The following is a 14,539-nucleotide window of genomic DNA, read 5'->3' as shown; positions in this document are numbered from 1 at the left end:
CATGGATGACAAGGTATATATTAGTTGTTGCTAACTCAAGTTGTTGTTGTATTATTAGCATATGCTAATTTATAGGTGCCGCAGAGATGACCATAGTGAATTTCACCCCCTGGAGCGCCCTGCTGGGCGGTATCCTGATCGGCGGCGGTGCCCTGCTGCTGCTGATCGTGGGCGGCCGCATCGCCGGCATCAGCGGTATCGTCGCCGGTATCGGTGCCCAGCCCGACAGGGGCTGGCGCATCGCCTTTGTCGCCGGCCTGGTGCTGGTGCCCTTTGTCCTGTTCGGTAGTGGCCTGGCCGAGGCGCCTTCCCTGGTGCGGTTTTCCGCATTCAAGCTGGCCCTGGCCGGTCTGCTGGTGGGCATAGGCACCCGGCTGGGCAACGGCTGCACCAGCGGCCACGGTATCTGCGGCATGGGGCGCTTTTCGCTCCGTTCCATAGTGGCGACCCTGGTGTTTATCGCCGCCGGCATCGCCACCGTCACCCTGCTCGGTTTGGGAGGCTGACCATGCTGATACTGATTGCCTTGCTGTCCGGCGGCCTGTTCGGGCTGGGTCTTGTGGTATCGGGCATGATAGATCCGGCCAAGGTGCTGGGGTTTCTCAACCTGTTCGGCGGTTGGGATCCCAGCCTGGTGCTGGTGATGGGCGGCGCCCTGGCCGTGTTCACGCCGGGCTACTTGCTCTGGCGCAAGGGCCATGACCGCTCTGTGCTGGGCACCGAACTGCCCAGGGTGCCGGCACCGACCATAGACGCACGGCTGGTCGGCGGGGCGCTGATCTTCGGCATCGGCTGGGGCCTGGCGGGGCTCTGCCCCGGGCCGGCCATCGGCCTGGCGGGCAGCCTGCAGTGGCAGGCCGGGCTCTTTATCGCCGCCATGGTGGCCGGCTTCTGGCTGGTCGGGCGCCTACAATCAGTGGGAAGCACGGCGGCTGGAAGCGGGAAGCCGTAAGCCTGGCTTTTAGTCACAAGTTTTTGTTGACTTTAGATCAGCAAAATATCGGCCAAAGCGCACAGCTCCTCCGGCACGCCGTCATCATCCCTGTTGCCTCTTATTCTGCGTTAAAGTCAGACAGCCGGACTTGTGACTAAGAGTCAGGCTTATAGCTTCTAGCTCAATACGTGGATATTTATCCAGTTATTTATTATGCTTGGCGCCACACAGATTGGTTAGCGGGGAGCCCCAGTGATAGGTCGGTTAAAAGGTATCATCAGCGAGAAGCAGGCGCCGGAGATCCTGCTGGATGTGAACGGGGTGGGCTACGAGGTCACCCTGCCCATGAGCTGTTTCTACGAACTGCCCAAGGTGGGTGAGGCGGTGACCCTGCTCACCCACTTCGTGGTGCGGGAAGACGCCCAGCTGCTGTTCGGTTTCAACACCAAGACCGAGCGGGCCCTGTTCCGGGAGCTGATCAAGACCAACGGCGTCGGCCCCAAGCTGGCGCTGGCCATCCTCTCCGGCATGACCGCCGATCAGTTCATCTACAACGTGGAGCAGGGGGAGATCGGTGCCCTGGTCAAGCTGCCGGGGGTGGGCAAAAAGACCGCCGAGCGGCTGATCGTGGAGATGCGCGACCGGCTCAAGGGCTTCGGCGGTTACGATCTGTTCAACCCGGCGCCCGAGTCGGCGACCTCCGCGGTGCTGGCCGACAGCGCCCGGGACGAGGCCGTGGCCGCGCTGCTGGCGCTGGGCTACAAGGCGGCCCAGGCCGAGCAGGCGATGAAGAAAATTGCCAAACCCGAGATGAATGCCGAGCAGTTGATCCGGGAAGCCTTGCGGAGCATGGGATAAGCCATGATAGAAGCGGATCGTTTTATCAACCCGGCTCCCCGCCGGGAAGAAGAGGCCATCGACAGGGCCATCCGGCCCAAGGCACTGGCCGATTATCGGGGGCAGGATCATGTGCGCAGCCAGATGGAAATCTTCATCGAGGCGGCGCGCCGGCGGGAAGAAGCCCTCGATCACCTGCTGATCTTCGGCCCGCCGGGGCTGGGCAAGACCACCCTGGCCAATATCGTCGCCAATGAAATGGGGGTGAGTATCAAGACCACCTCTGGACCCGTGCTGGAAAAGGCCGGTGATCTGGCGGCCATGCTCACCAACCTGGAGCCCGGTGATGTGCTCTTTATCGACGAGATCCATCGCCTGAGCCCGGTGGTGGAGGAAATTCTCTATCCGGCGATGGAAGACTACCAGCTCGATATCATGATAGGGGAGGGCCCGGCGGCCCGTTCCATCAAGCTTGAATTGCCGCCCTTTACCCTGGTAGGGGCCACCACCCGGGCCGGCTCGCTTACCTCGCCCCTGCGTGATCGCTTCGGCATAGTGCAGCGGCTGGAGTTCTATCAGGTGGCGGATCTGGCCCATATCATCAGCCGCAGTGCCGACAAGCTGGGGCTCGATATCGACGATGACGGTGCCTTCGAGATGGCGCGCCGGGCCCGGGGCACGCCGCGTATCGCCAACCGGCTGCTGCGCCGGGTGCGGGACTTCGCCGAGGTCAAGGGCAGCGGCAGCATCGACGCCGCCATCGCCGCCCAGGCGCTGGACATGCTCGACGTGGACAAGCAGGGCTTCGACTACATGGACCGCAAGCTGCTGCACGCCGTGCTCGACAAGTTCATGGGCGGTCCGGTGGGGCTCGACAACCTGGCGGCGGCCATCGGCGAGGAAAAGGAAACCATCGAGGACGTGATCGAACCCTACCTTATCCAGCAGGGTTTTTTGCAGCGCACTCCCCGGGGGCGCATCGCCACCCCCCGCGCCTACCTGCACTTCGGTTTCGAATTGCCGGAACCGTAACGGCAGCTTGAAGCTTGAAGTCGATCGAGAGGTGGGTAGACTCGGCTTCCAGCTTCCAGCCCCGGGTCAGCGAATGTCGTGCCGGTCTGGCCTTGTCTTCTTTCCCTCCCATGACTCGGGTATAATATGCCCATCTTTTTGAGCCTCACGGCCGAGTGGCTGATGTCTGACGCGAACTTTTATTGGCCGGTGCGTATCTACTACGAGGATACCGATGCCGGTGGTATCGTTTATAACGCTAATTATCTGAAATTCATGGAACGGGCTCGCACCGAGTGGTTGCGGAGCAAGGGTATCGAGCAGGATCGCTTGTTGGAGGAGGGGGTGGCGTTCGTGGTTCGGCGGATAGAGCTGGATCTGCGCAAACCCGCCCGCTTCAATGATGCATTAAAAGTGACCGTGACGGTGAAAATGCTGAAACGAGCCTCTATTGTGTTTGAGCAAGAAATTCTGGATGATGCGGGCCTTTCTCTGGCACGGGGGGAAGTGTTAATCGCTTGTGTCCAGATTGCCCAAATGAAACCTTTTGCCATTCCTGAGCCACTGATGGGAGTATTGTCAGGTGCACGCTGAAATATCGTTTATTGGTCTGTTTTTAGAAGCCAGCCTGCTGGTTCAGCTGGTTATGTTGCTGCTGATGGGCATGTCTATTCTGTCCTGGGCGCTGATCATCAATCGACGCAAGATACTGACCACGGCCCGGGATGATGCCGAAAGCTTCGAGGAAAGATTCTGGTCCGGCTCCGATCTTAGCCGTCTCTACCACGAGAGCAATGCCCGCCGCGACAGCCTGGCCGGTATGGAGCAGATCTTCTACGCCGGCTTCAAGGAATTTGTGCGCCTGCAAAAACAGGGGCGAGCACAGGACAGCATACTGGAAGGAAGCTACCGTACCATGCGGGTGGCCCTGTCCCGGGAAGTGGACCGGCTCGAGACCAACCTGTCGCTGTTGGCCACCATCGGCTCCATCAGCCCCTACATCGGCCTGTTCGGTACCGTCTGGGGCATCATGAACGCCTTTATCGCCCTGGCCGAAGTGCAGCAGGCGACCCTGGCGATGGTGGCACCCGGTATCGCCGAAGCGCTGATTGCGACGGCACTGGGTCTGTTCGCCGCCATTCCGGCGGTCATTGCCTACAACCGTTTCAGCTATCAGGTCGAGCGCCAGGAAAATCATCTGGCCAACTTTATGGATGAGTTTTCTACCATCCTTAACCGCCAAGTGACCGCGGGTAACAACTGATGCACGGCTATCAGCGCAGACGTCGCAAAAGCGTTGCCGAGATCAACGTGGTGCCTTACATCGACGTGATGCTGGTGCTGCTGATCATCTTTATGGCGACGGCACCGGTGATTACCCAAGGGGTCAAAGTGGATCTGCCCCAGGCTCAGGCCGAAATGTTGCCGGAAGACAGCGAGAAACCCTTGGTCGCTTCCATTGATGCCGACGGCCGTTATTTCCTGGACGCAGGGGACAGCCGGGACGAGGCCGTGGACTTGCTGGAGCTGGCCTCCATGGTACAGAACCAGTTGAGGACGACCCCGGAAGCCCCTGTGGTGGTGAAAGGAGATGCCAACGTCCGTTATGACGCTGTTATCCAGCTGATGGCCACGCTGAAGGCGGCCGGGGTGCCATCCGTTGGCCTGATGACCCAACCGGAGCAGTAGCGGACCCATGACCGAGCAAGGCGGTATTCGCAAGCCGTTACTGATTTCGCTGGCATTGCACCTGACCGTAGGGGTGTTTTTGCTGGTAGGCGTCAATTTCAATGCGCCCAAGCGACCGGCGCAGGCGGTGTCCATTATCGAGGCCACCATGATCGATGACGGCATGGTGGCGGCCCAGGCCGAGCGCCTGGCCGCCATGCAGGCACAGCAGCAGCAGGCCCGGGCGGCCGAACAGGCGAAGCTGGATGCCGAGCAAAAGGCGGCGGAAGAAGCCGAGCGCCAGGCCGAGCAACAGCAAGCGGCGGCGGAGGCGGCAAGGCTGGCCGAGCAGCAGAAAGCCGTGGCCGAACAACAGGCTCAGGCCGAGCGTGAGCGCCAGCAAGTGGTAGAGCAACAGCGTAAGGCGGAAGAATCCCGTAAAGCCGAGGAAGCCAAAAAGCAGGCCGAAGCCGAGCAAGCCCGCAAGGCCGAAGAAGCGCGCAAGGCGGAAGAGGCCCGCAAGGCCGAGGAAGCCAGAAAACAGGCGGCCGCCGAGCAAGCACGCAAGGCCGAGGAGGCCAAAAAGCAGGCCGAAGCCGAGCAAGCGCGCAAGGCGGAAGAAGCCCGCAAGGCGGAAGAGGCTAAAAAGCAGGCCGCGGCCGAACAGCAGCGCAAGGCGGAAGAAGCCCGCAAGGCGGAAGAGGCTAAAAAGCAGGCCGCGGCCGAACAGCAGCGCAAGGCGGAAGAGGCCCGCAAGGCGGAAGAGGCTAAAAAGCAGGCCGCGGCCGAACAGCAGCGCAAGGCGGAAGAGGCGCGCAAGGCCGAGGAGGCCAAAAAGCAGGCCGCGGCCGAACAGCAGCGCAAGGCCGAAGAAGCGCGCAAGGCGGAAGAGGCCCGTAAAAAGGCCGAGTCCGATCGGTTGAAGCGGGAACAGGAGCAGGCACTGAAAGATCTGGAAGCATTGATGGGCTCGGGGCCGGCCGGTTCCTCCTCCTCCTCTGCGGCCGCGGCGGGAGAAGTGGATCGCTACACCGGCATGATCATCGCCGCCATTCAGCGTAACTGGCTGGTCGGACCCACCATGGTGGGCAAGCAGTGCCGTATCAATGTCCGGGTGGCGACCGATGGCCTGATCCTGCAGATAGGTCAGGGCCAGGGCGATGGGGAAGTGTGCCGCTCGGCCGAGCTTGCGATCCGCAAGACCGGCACCCTGCCGATGCCCAAGGATCCTGAAGTGAACAAGCAATTGCAAAACCTGAATTTAACGCTGATACCGAGGCTCTAGTGATGACAAAACGATGGTTGTGGTTATGGCTGCCGCTCCTCCTGCTCGCAGGCCGGGCGCAGGCAGCGCTGGATATTATTATTACCGGCGGTATAGACAGCGCCCGTCCGGTGGCGGTGGTCCCTTTCCAATGGACGGGGGGGGGATCCATGCCCCAGGATCTGGCCGAGGTGATCGCCAGTGATCTACGCAACAGCGGCATGTTCCGCCCGCTGGAGCGCGGCAGCCTGCCGCAGCAGGTGGCCCAGGCCAGCCAGCTCAATCCCGCCCTGTGGGGCTCCCGCCAGGTTGAGGCGGTCGTGGTCGGCACCATAGAGCCGGCCGGCGGTGACCAGTACCGTATCAGCTTCGAGCTGGCCGATGTGCTGGGCAGCAACGGCGCCCAGTTACTGGAAAGCCGCAGTGCCACAGTGCCGGCGGCCCAGCTGCGTCAGTACGCCCACCGTATCGCCGATATCGTGTTCGAGAAGCTGACCGGTATCAAGGGGGCCTTCCTGACCCGTATTGCCTACGTTAACGTGCATCACGGTGCCGAATACCCCTATCAGCTGATGATTGCCGACTACGACGGCTTCAATGAACAGGTGTTGCTGCGTTCCCGCGAGCCGCTGATGTCGCCGGCCTGGTCGCCGGACGGCCGCAGGCTGGCTTATGTGTCTTTCGAGAACAAGAAGGCCGAAGTCGTGGTGCAGGACATCTACAGCCAGCAGCGCCAGGTGGTCAGTTCCCAGCCCGGCATCAACGGCGCGCCCCAGTGGTCACCGGACGGCAGTCGCCTGGCGCTGGTACTGTCCCGTGACGGTCAGCCGGAAATCTATGTGCTCAACCTGGGCAGCAAGCAGTTGACCCGGGTGACCAATAATCGCACAATCGACACCGAGCCAGCCTGGTCGACGGACGGCAATGCCCTTTACTTCGCTTCCGAGCGGGGTGGCCGGCCGCAGATTTACCGGGCTGATCTGGGTTCGGGTGACACTCGGCGTGTGACCTTCCAGGGGGATATGAACTTAGGACCCAGTGTGACCAGAGATGGCAAGAGCCTGGTACTGGTCAGTCGCTCACAGGGACAATACCGAATTGCTCGTCAGGAGCTGGATAGCGGTCATATGCAGGTGTTAACAGAAACCCAGCTGGATGAATCGCCAAGCCCGGCACCAAACGGCACCATGATCATCTATAGCACCACCTATCAGGGCCGCCAAGTGCTTTCCCTGGTGTCTATGGATGGTCGTTTTAAGGCCAGGCTGCCCGCACGAAGTGGTGATGTTCGTGCACCGGCATGGTCACCGTTCCTAAACTAAACCATTGCAATTTCTAAGGAAAAATAATGCAAATGAAAAAACTGCTTCAGAGCCTGGCGGTAGCCCTGCCCATGTTGACCCTGGCTGCATGTAGCTCTACCAGTGATTCCGATGCGATGACCGGTACCGCGGGCAGCGGCTATCAAGGCGGCGTCCAGACCGGTGGTGTGGGCGGTGCCCTGTCTGCCGAAGAGCAGATGCGCCAGCAGTACGAAGCCCTGCGCCGCGAGAACGTGATCTACTTCGAGTTCGATCGTGACGAAGTGACCGGCCACTACGCCCAGGTGCTGGAAGCCCATTCCAGCTTCCTGCGTTCCAACCCTTCCGTCAGCGTGCTGGTGGAAGGCCATGCGGATGAGCGCGGTACTCCCGAGTACAACATCGCCCTGGGCGAGCGTCGTGCCAAGGCCGTCACCAGCTACCTGCAAAGCCTGGGTGTGAGCGGTGCTCAGCTGGCCATCGTCAGCTACGGCGAAGAGAAGCCGGTAGATACTTCCCGCTCCGAATCCGGTTTTGCCAAGAACCGCCGTGCGGTTCTGGTTTACTAAGGTTTAAGTCGGTCTTATGAAGATTAATTTAGCGGCCATTTCGATGGCCGCTGTTTTATCCACTTCCACCTGGGCTCAGGCGCCTGTGGTGGGGGTGGGTGGCAGCGGCTCCGTCAATGATCGCCTGGCTGAGCTGGAGCGAGTCTTCAATGCCAGAAGCCAGGCCCAAATCGATCAGCAGCGTCAGTTGAGTTCATTACAGCAGGAAGTGAGCGAACTGCGAGGTTTGCTGGAAGAGCAGAGTTACCGTCTGGAGCAGGTGATTGAACGCCAGCGTTCCATGCTGGCGGCCCAGCAGGAGGCGGCTCAGCAGCCCAGTACCCCGCCGCCGGCAGCCCAGCAAGCCGCTGCCGGCAGCAGCCAGCCTCAGGGCAGCAGTAATGCCCCGGCTGCCGCCCCGGCCGGTAGCGATGAACAGGCGGCCTATGACAATGCGGTGAACCTGGTGCTGCAGGACAAGGACTACGACGCCGCCATCCCTGCCTTTGCCCGTTTTATTACCCAGTATCCGCAATCCACCTATGTTCCCAATGCCCATTACTGGCTGGGACAACTGCTGTTTACCCAGAAGCGCTTCGATCAGGCCAAGGCCCAGTTCGCCCGGGTGGTGGAAGCCTACCAGGGCTCCAACAAGCGGGCTGACTCCATCCTCAAGCTGGGGTTGATCGCCAAGGAGCAGGGGGATAATGCCCTGGCCAGGCAGTATTATGAGCAGGTATTGCGCGAGTATGGCAACAGCGGTGCGGCACGGCTGGCCCAGGAAAACCTGAACGGGCTGTGAGGCGGGGAACCTTTTTGGCGATTTTTTGAGAGAGTCGCTTGTTCCTTAAGCAAACGGTTGAAAATGACGATTTAGCTGTTGCGTCACAAAATTAAATCCGTAATATAGGCCGCCGTTGGCAGGGCTGCTCCGGTAGCCCAGGCCAGAGGGTCGTTAGCTCAGTTGGTAGAGCAGTTGACTTTTAATCAATTGGTCGCAGGTTCGAATCCTGCACGACCCACCATATTCCCGGACGCTTAGCTCAGCCGGGAGAGCACCTCCCTTACAAGGAGGGGGTCACTGGTTCGATCCCAGTAGCGTCCACCAGTTTTAGTACTTTTGACAAAAGTGCATCCGGTTTTCGTGGGTGGTTAGCTCAGCCGGGAGAGCACCTCCCTTACAAGGAGGGGGTCACTGGTTCGATCCCAGTACCACCCACCACGAACTTCGGGTCGTTAGCTCAGTTGGTAGAGCAGTTGACTTTTAATCAATTGGTCGCAGGTTCGAATCCTGCACGACCCACCATATTCCCGGACGCTTAGCTCAGCCGGGAGAGCACCTCCCTTACAAGGAGGGGGTCACTGGTTCGATCCCAGTAGCGTCCACCAGTTGTTTTGAACAGTAAGTTCGCACTTTTTGATAAAAGTGCATCCGGTTTTCGTGGGTGGTTAGCTCAGCCGGGAGAGCACCTCCCTTACAAGGAGGGGGTCACTGGTTCGATCCCAGTACCACCCACCACGAACTTCGGGTCGTTAGCTCAGTTGGTAGAGCAGTTGACTTTTAATCAATTGGTCGCAGGTTCGAATCCTGCACGACCCACCATATTCCCGGACGCTTAGCTCAGCCGGGAGAGCACCTCCCTTACAAGGAGGGGGTCACTGGTTCGATCCCAGTAGCGTCCACCACTTATTTTTACAGCACATCCGTACTCACCGTTTATCGGGTCGTTAGCTCAGTTGGTAGAGCAGTTGACTTTTAATCAATTGGTCGCAGGTTCGAATCCTGCACGACCCACCATCTTCCCCTGATACCTCCTTTTTATGACTCTTTTATTGCCGGACGTTTGGGTTAACGCCCGGCCGGCGTTATAATGGCCGGCAATGTAGCTATCTGGATGGAGCAATTGGGACCTGGTCATGACTGAAGCTGTCGATATTCTCGAGTTTGACTACCCCTTTCCCGCCAAGCCGGCCCCGCTGAGTGCGGACCAGCAACAGGCGTTGAAAGACGAAATCAAGGCATTACTGAACGCCAGAAACGCGGTGCTGGTTGCCCATTATTATACCGATCCCGAGATCCAGGCCCTGGCCGAGGAGACCGGCGGTTGTGTGTCCGACTCGCTGGAAATGGCGCGTTTCGGCAAGCATCATCAGGCCGACACCCTGATCGTGGCGGGGGTACGCTTCATGGGTGAAACCGCCAAGATCCTGAGCCCGGAAAAAACCGTGCTGATGCCGACTCTGGAGGCGGAATGCTCGCTCGATCTGGGCTGTCCGGCCGATGAGTTCACCGCCTTCTGCGATGCTCATCCCGATCATACCGTGGTGGTGTATGCCAATACCTCGGCGGCGGTCAAGGCCCGGGCCGACTGGGTGGTGACCTCCAGCATAGCGCTGGAGATCGTCGAGCACCTCGATAGCGAAGGCCACAAGATCATCTGGGCGCCGGACCGTCACCTGGGCGCCTATATCGAGAAGCAGACCGGGGCTGCCATGCTGCGCTGGCAGGGCGCCTGCATAGTGCACGACGAGTTCCGCGCCAAGGCGCTGCAGGAGCTGAAGGCCCAGAATCCGGATGCGGCGGTGCTGGTGCATCCCGAATCACCGGCTTCGGTGATCGAGCTGGCGGACGCGGTGGGCTCCACCAGCCAGCTGATCAAGGCCGCACAGACTCTGCCCCACAAGAAGTTGATCGTGGCTACCGACAAGGGCATTTTCTACAAGATGCAGCAGGCCTGCCCCGACAAGGAAATGGTGGAAGCCCCCACCGGTGGCAACGGCGCCACCTGCCGCAGCTGCGCCCACTGCCCCTGGATGGCGATGAACGGCCTGGTGGCTATTCGCGACGCCCTGCGCGATGGCGGCAAGCGCCACGAAATCCAGGTGGACGAAGCCACCCGGGTGAAGGCGATGATACCGCTCGAGCGCATGCTGAATTTTGCCGAACAGCTCAAACTGAAGGTGAAAGGCAACGCCTGATCTTAGCTGGAAGTCGTAAGCTTGAAGCTGGAAGACAGTAGCTGGAAGCTTGAAGCTTGAAGCTGGAGGCTGGAAGCGGTCCGAGTGGTTTTTAGCCATTCCGCTTGTTCTTCCCGTTGGCGTGGCAACGGGAAGCAATCAAAAGAGGCGTGAAGCGTAAGGGCGACCTTACTCTTCACGCCTTTTTCGTTTATGCGTCTGTACACACATTAAACCGCGTGACGCCAAAGCCGCAAAGCACTCTGGCTGCTTCACGCTTCCAGCTTATGGCCTCCAGCTACTGTCTTCGGTTTTACGCCCGGTTTTCTTCCCCGCCCATGGCGGTGATCAGTTCCGGAACAAAGCGCGACAGCTCGCCGGTCACCAGGGCAAAGTCGGCATCGAAGCGGGCCGCCGCGTCTTCACCAACCACGTCATCGTTCTGCTCACGCAGCTCCTCGGAAAACTTGAGCCGCTTGACGCTCATGTCGTCCGCCAGCACGAAGCTCAGGGTTTCGCTCCAGTTCAGGGCCAGCTTGGTCACCAGCTTGTCCGCGTCCAGATGGGCCTTCATTTCGTCACTGAGCAAGTCCTGCTGCTTGGCGCGGATGATGCCGCCGTGCTCCAGGGCGGATCTCAGCTCGGCCTCGTCCTCCAGGGCGAAGCCGGCGGGGGCGGCACCTTCCTTCAGCCAGTCGGTCAGGGTCAGTTCGGGCGGGGTGGTCATGGCCAGCGGCACCACCGGCAGCGAACCTATGCTCTTGCGCAGCAGCGCCAGCAAATCCTCGGCCCGTTTGGCGGAGCTGGCATCCACGGCGATAAAACCGGCCTCGGGGTTGATCCAGGCGTAGGTCTGCTGGAAGCGGCTGAACGCCCGGGGCAGCAGGGTGACTATCACTTCTTCCTTGATGGCCTCTTTTTCCTTCTTCTTCAGCGCCCGGCCCTGTTCGACCTCCAGGTTTTCCACTTTTTCGGCAACCATGTCGTTCACCACCGAGCCCGGCAGCATTTTTTCTTCCTTCTTGGCGCAGATCAGGATCTGGTTGTCGGCACTGTGGGTGAAAGCCTGGCCCTGTTTGCCCAGGGGAGAAATCCAGCCGAACTTGGCCTGCTCCTGACTGCCGCAGGGGCTGAAGGGCAGCGCTTCAAGCTGCTTTTCCAGTTCCTCAAGGGTCAGTTCGAAGGGGCGGGTAAAACGGTAAATTTGCAGGTTCTTAAACCACATGGTGTCCTCGGTACGAGCCGGAAAAAACGCATTGTACTGCAAACCGGCTTTGTGATCAGGCAGTCATTCCCGGCCAATAAAGGCCGATCCGGGTCACAGACAAAAATAAAAGCCCTGCCGGGGGACGGACGGACTCATACACTTGAATAAACCAAAGCCGGGGAGAAAGAAATGATACGACAGGCCACGCCCGATGATACCGACGCCATCCTCGACGTATGGCTGCTGGCGTCGTTGCAGGCCCATGATTTCGTGCCGGCCGCCTTCTGGTGGCAGCAGCAGGAGCAGATGCGGGCCCGTTATCTGCCGGCGGCCGAGGTGTGGGTGTGCGAGCGGGAAGGGGAGATCCAGGGGTTTATCGCGCTGGTGGATGACTATCTGGCGGCGCTGTTCGTGCGCCCCGACTGTCAGCAGAATGGCATCGGCAAGGCGCTGCTGGCTATGGCCAAACGACTGCGGCAACGGCTTTCGCTCAAGGTGTTCAGCGAAAACGACATCGCGGTGCACTTCTATCGCCAGCACGGCTTCGCCATTACCGACGAAGGCACGGACCCGGCCACCGGCCAGCCGGAGCTGTGCATGGGCTATCAGGGGGAGGGCAAGCAAAAGATCTTCAAGTTGTCGGGGGCCTGACATGCGGGTGTCATATTTTCATAAAACTGTCACACTTGCTCTCAATAATGCTAATACGCACGAGACCTGATAAGGGCAGTTGAAGAATGACACGGAAAATACTGGTAGTTGAAGACGAAGCCGCGATCCGCGAGATGCTGTGCTTTGTGCTGGAACAAAAGGGCTTCGCCACCCAGGAGGCGGAGGACTACGACCAAGCCTTGGCGATGATCAAGGAGCCCTATCCCGAGCTTATCCTGCTCGACTGGATGCTGCCCGGTGGCAGCGGCATCCAGCTGATCAAGCATCTCAAACAGGACGAACTGACCCGGCAGATCCCGGTGATCATGCTCACCGCCCGGGCCGAGGAAGAAGACAAGATCAAGGGCCTGGACGTGGGCGCCGACGACTACATCACCAAGCCCTTCTCCCCCAAGGAGCTGGCTTCCCGCCTCAAGGCGGTGCTGCGCCGGGTGGCCCCCACCTCGGTGGAAGACGTGATCGAGGTACAGGGGCTGAAGCTGGATCCGGTCAGCCACCGGGTCAGCGCCCACAACCTGCAGCTGGACATGGGCCCCACCGAATTCAAGCTGCTGCATTTCTTTATGACCCATCCCGAGCGGGTATACAGCCGCGAGCAGTTGCTCAATAATGTATGGGGCACCAACGTCTACGTGGAAGACAGGACGGTGGACGTGCATATCCGGCGGCTACGCAAGGCGGTGTCGGAGTCGGGTCACGACAAGCTGATCCAGACGGTGCGCGGTGCCGGCTATCGTTTTTCAACGCGCCTATGAGGCCTGCATGCAGCTACAAGAATCCAGCCATGGTCTATGGTGGCGATTAACCTTCTATTACCTGGCGTTTTTCCTGTTCGGTCTGCTGTTGGGCGACATTGCTCTGGGGCTGCTGGCCGGCACCGTGCTGCACCTGCTGTGGCATTACCGCTTCCAGCATAAGCTGGCGGTGTGGCTGTGGCGGGATCGCAGCCTGATCCCGCCGGAAGGAAAGGGCAGCTGGGAGCTTATCTTCAACGGTATCTACCGGCTGCAGCAGCGCCAGCGCGCGCGCCGGCGGGAGCTGGCCAACCTGGTGCGCCGTTTCCGGGAAGGGGCCGAGGCCCTGCCCGACGCCGCCGTGGTCTTCCGCCGCGACGGCAGCATCATCTGGTGCAACAAGCTGGCCCAGCAACTGCTGGGCTTTCGCTGGCCCGATGATGCCGGCCAGCATATCGGCAACCTGATCCGCGCCCCTGTGTTCATCGCCTACATGAAGCGGGCCGACTTCCGCGAGCCGCTGGAGCTGCCGTCGCCCCTGAACGAAGACAAGCTGCTCGAGTGCCGTATCATGCCCTATACCGAGGATCAGGCCATGCTGGTGGTGCGGGACGTGACCCGGCTGAAGAGCCTGGAGCAGATGCGCAAGTCCTTCGTGGCCAACGTGTCCCACGAGCTGCGCACGCCCTTGACGGTGCTCAAGGGCTATCTGGAGATGATAGAGGAGCGGCCCTCCGAGGCCATGTGGCGCAAGACCCAGAAGGTGATGCTGGAGCAGACCCAGCGCATGGACGCCCTGGTCAACCAGCTGATGACCTTGACCCGGATCGAGGCCTCACCCAATATCGATACCAGCAAGATAGTGGACATTCCGGCCATGCTCTCCATGCTCGAGCAGGAGGCCCTGACCCTGAGCGGCGACAAGGGCCAGCGCTTCAGCTTTGTGGTGGATCCCGGGCTCAAGGTGCGCGGGGATCAGGAGCAGTTGCGCAGCGCCATTTCCAACCTGGTGTACAACGCCATCCGCCATTCTCCGGCGGGCACCGAGATCCGGGTGGAATGGGAGCGGGTGGGGCACCAGGGCCGCTTCGCGGTAACCGACAACGGCGAGGGCATAGCACCCGAGCACATCGCCCGCCTGACCGAGCGCTTCTACCGGGTGGACAAGGCCCGCAGCCGCCAGACCGGCGGCTCCGGCCTGGGGCTGGCCATCGTCAAGCATGCCCTGAGCCACCACGACGCCCACCTCGAGATCCACAGCCAACCCGGCAAGGGCAGCTGCTTCAGCTTTGTCCTGCCCGAGCGGCTGCTGGTGCAGGACGCCCCCAACCGGGAAATCGCCTGACAGGCCCGCTATTTTTTCGCTCCCATGCCGCGCATGGGAGCGAAGATCCCGCTTCCCTCC

General features: G+C 60.5%; 16 protein-coding genes and 9 tRNA genes. 24 read left to right on the top strand and 1 reads right to left on the bottom strand.

From position 1 onward, the window contains the following. Positions 1–86 precede the first annotated feature (86 nt). From JKV55_RS12820 to nadA, 21 genes are all read left to right on the top strand, one after another. Positions 87–506 carry a YeeE/YedE family protein gene (locus JKV55_RS12820; protein ID WP_202086040.1) on the top strand — a complete coding sequence of 140 codons (420 nt, stop codon included), beginning with the start codon at positions 87–89 and terminating at the stop codon, positions 504–506. A 2-nt stretch (positions 507–508) separates the two neighbouring features. Beyond that, entirely contained in the window at positions 509–952 is a 444-nt protein-coding gene (locus tag JKV55_RS12815; protein WP_202086038.1) for a DUF6691 family protein, read from the top strand. Positions 953–1,186: 234 nt separating this feature from the next. Continuing rightward, on the top strand, positions 1,187–1,792 hold the full coding sequence (gene ruvA, locus JKV55_RS12810) for a Holliday junction branch migration protein RuvA (RefSeq protein ID WP_202086036.1): 606 nt from the start codon (positions 1,187–1,189) through the stop codon (positions 1,790–1,792). Between the two features lie 3 nt (positions 1,793–1,795). Further along, positions 1,796–2,803 carry a Holliday junction branch migration DNA helicase RuvB gene (gene ruvB, locus JKV55_RS12805; RefSeq protein ID WP_202086034.1) on the top strand — a complete coding sequence of 336 codons (1,008 nt, stop codon included), beginning with the start codon at positions 1,796–1,798 and terminating at the stop codon, positions 2,801–2,803. A gap of 162 nt (positions 2,804–2,965) precedes the next feature. After that, positions 2,966–3,376 (top strand): tol-pal system-associated acyl-CoA thioesterase, encoded by a 411-nt coding sequence (ybgC, locus tag JKV55_RS12800; RefSeq protein ID WP_202086020.1) that lies wholly within the window; start codon positions 2,966–2,968, stop codon positions 3,374–3,376. Beyond that, positions 3,366–4,046: a protein TolQ gene (gene tolQ / locus JKV55_RS12795; protein WP_202086018.1), complete on the top strand. Its 681-nt coding sequence runs from the start codon at positions 3,366–3,368 to the stop codon at positions 4,044–4,046. The genes ybgC and tolQ overlap by 11 nt, the downstream gene beginning before the upstream one ends. Then, complete coding sequence (tolR, locus tag JKV55_RS12790; protein WP_202086016.1) at positions 4,046–4,471, top strand: protein TolR; 426 nt, start codon at positions 4,046–4,048, stop codon at positions 4,469–4,471. Before tolQ ends, tolR begins: the two co-directional genes overlap by 1 nt. A gap of 7 nt (positions 4,472–4,478) precedes the next feature. Next, complete coding sequence (gene tolA / locus JKV55_RS12785) at positions 4,479–5,735, top strand: cell envelope integrity protein TolA (protein WP_202086014.1); 1,257 nt, start codon at positions 4,479–4,481, stop codon at positions 5,733–5,735. 2 nt (positions 5,736–5,737) lie between these two features. Then, the gene (gene tolB, locus JKV55_RS12780; RefSeq protein WP_202086004.1) at positions 5,738–7,036 is read left to right on the top strand and encodes a Tol-Pal system beta propeller repeat protein TolB; all 1,299 of its coding nucleotides are present in this window, start codon (positions 5,738–5,740) and stop codon (positions 7,034–7,036) included. 26 nt (positions 7,037–7,062) lie between these two features. Next, entirely contained in the window at positions 7,063–7,584 is a 522-nt protein-coding gene (gene pal, locus JKV55_RS12775) for a peptidoglycan-associated lipoprotein Pal (protein WP_202085998.1), read from the top strand. Between the two features lie 16 nt (positions 7,585–7,600). After that, complete coding sequence (ybgF, locus tag JKV55_RS12770; RefSeq protein ID WP_202085996.1) at positions 7,601–8,365, top strand: tol-pal system protein YbgF; 765 nt, start codon at positions 7,601–7,603, stop codon at positions 8,363–8,365. A gap of 147 nt (positions 8,366–8,512) precedes the next feature. Next, positions 8,513–8,588 (top strand) — tRNA-Lys (locus JKV55_RS12765). A 7-nt stretch (positions 8,589–8,595) separates the two neighbouring features. Beyond that, positions 8,596–8,671, top strand: a tRNA-Val gene (locus tag JKV55_RS12760). Between the two features lie 38 nt (positions 8,672–8,709). Beyond that, a tRNA-Val gene (locus JKV55_RS12755) sits at positions 8,710–8,785 on the top strand. 8 nt (positions 8,786–8,793) lie between these two features. Beyond that, positions 8,794–8,869 (top strand) — tRNA-Lys (locus tag JKV55_RS12750). A gap of 7 nt (positions 8,870–8,876) precedes the next feature. Continuing rightward, a tRNA-Val gene (locus JKV55_RS12745) sits at positions 8,877–8,952 on the top strand. A 54-nt stretch (positions 8,953–9,006) separates the two neighbouring features. Further along, positions 9,007–9,082 (top strand) — tRNA-Val (locus tag JKV55_RS12740). An 8-nt stretch (positions 9,083–9,090) separates the two neighbouring features. Beyond that, positions 9,091–9,166 (top strand) — tRNA-Lys (locus tag JKV55_RS12735). 7 nt (positions 9,167–9,173) lie between these two features. Then, a tRNA-Val gene (locus JKV55_RS12730) sits at positions 9,174–9,249 on the top strand. Between the two features lie 36 nt (positions 9,250–9,285). After that, positions 9,286–9,361 (top strand) — tRNA-Lys (locus JKV55_RS12725). A gap of 119 nt (positions 9,362–9,480) precedes the next feature. Beyond that, positions 9,481–10,542: a quinolinate synthase NadA gene (nadA, locus tag JKV55_RS12720; RefSeq protein ID WP_202085989.1), complete on the top strand. Its 1,062-nt coding sequence runs from the start codon at positions 9,481–9,483 to the stop codon at positions 10,540–10,542. Positions 10,543–10,834: 292 nt separating this feature from the next. Here nadA and rdgC read toward each other — a convergent pair whose 3' ends face one another. Further along, positions 10,835–11,746, bottom strand: coding sequence for a recombination-associated protein RdgC (rdgC, locus tag JKV55_RS12715; protein WP_202085987.1), 912 nt, complete (start codon positions 11,744–11,746; stop codon positions 10,835–10,837). A gap of 171 nt (positions 11,747–11,917) precedes the next feature. Between rdgC and JKV55_RS12710 the strand changes: the two genes are divergently transcribed. The 3 genes from JKV55_RS12710 to phoR all read left to right on the top strand — a co-directional run bounded on the left by JKV55_RS12710 (position 11,918) and on the right by phoR (position 14,479). Further along, a complete protein-coding gene (locus JKV55_RS12710) occupies positions 11,918–12,379 on the top strand; it encodes an N-acetyltransferase (protein WP_202085985.1) in 462 nt (153 codons plus the stop codon). A gap of 86 nt (positions 12,380–12,465) precedes the next feature. After that, the gene (phoB, locus tag JKV55_RS12705; RefSeq protein ID WP_202085984.1) at positions 12,466–13,155 is read left to right on the top strand and encodes a phosphate regulon transcriptional regulator PhoB; all 690 of its coding nucleotides are present in this window, start codon (positions 12,466–12,468) and stop codon (positions 13,153–13,155) included. 7 nt (positions 13,156–13,162) lie between these two features. Then, positions 13,163–14,479 (top strand): phosphate regulon sensor histidine kinase PhoR, encoded by a 1,317-nt coding sequence (phoR, locus tag JKV55_RS12700; protein WP_202085983.1) that lies wholly within the window; start codon positions 13,163–13,165, stop codon positions 14,477–14,479. The last annotated feature ends 60 nt before the right edge of the window (positions 14,480–14,539 follow it).

Source organism: Zobellella iuensis, assembly GCF_016746085.1.
GTDB lineage: Bacteria > Pseudomonadota > Gammaproteobacteria > Enterobacterales > Aeromonadaceae > Oceanimonas > Oceanimonas iuensis.
Note: the sequence above shows the minus strand (reverse complement) of the source record. Positions and strands in the feature narration are given on the sequence as shown.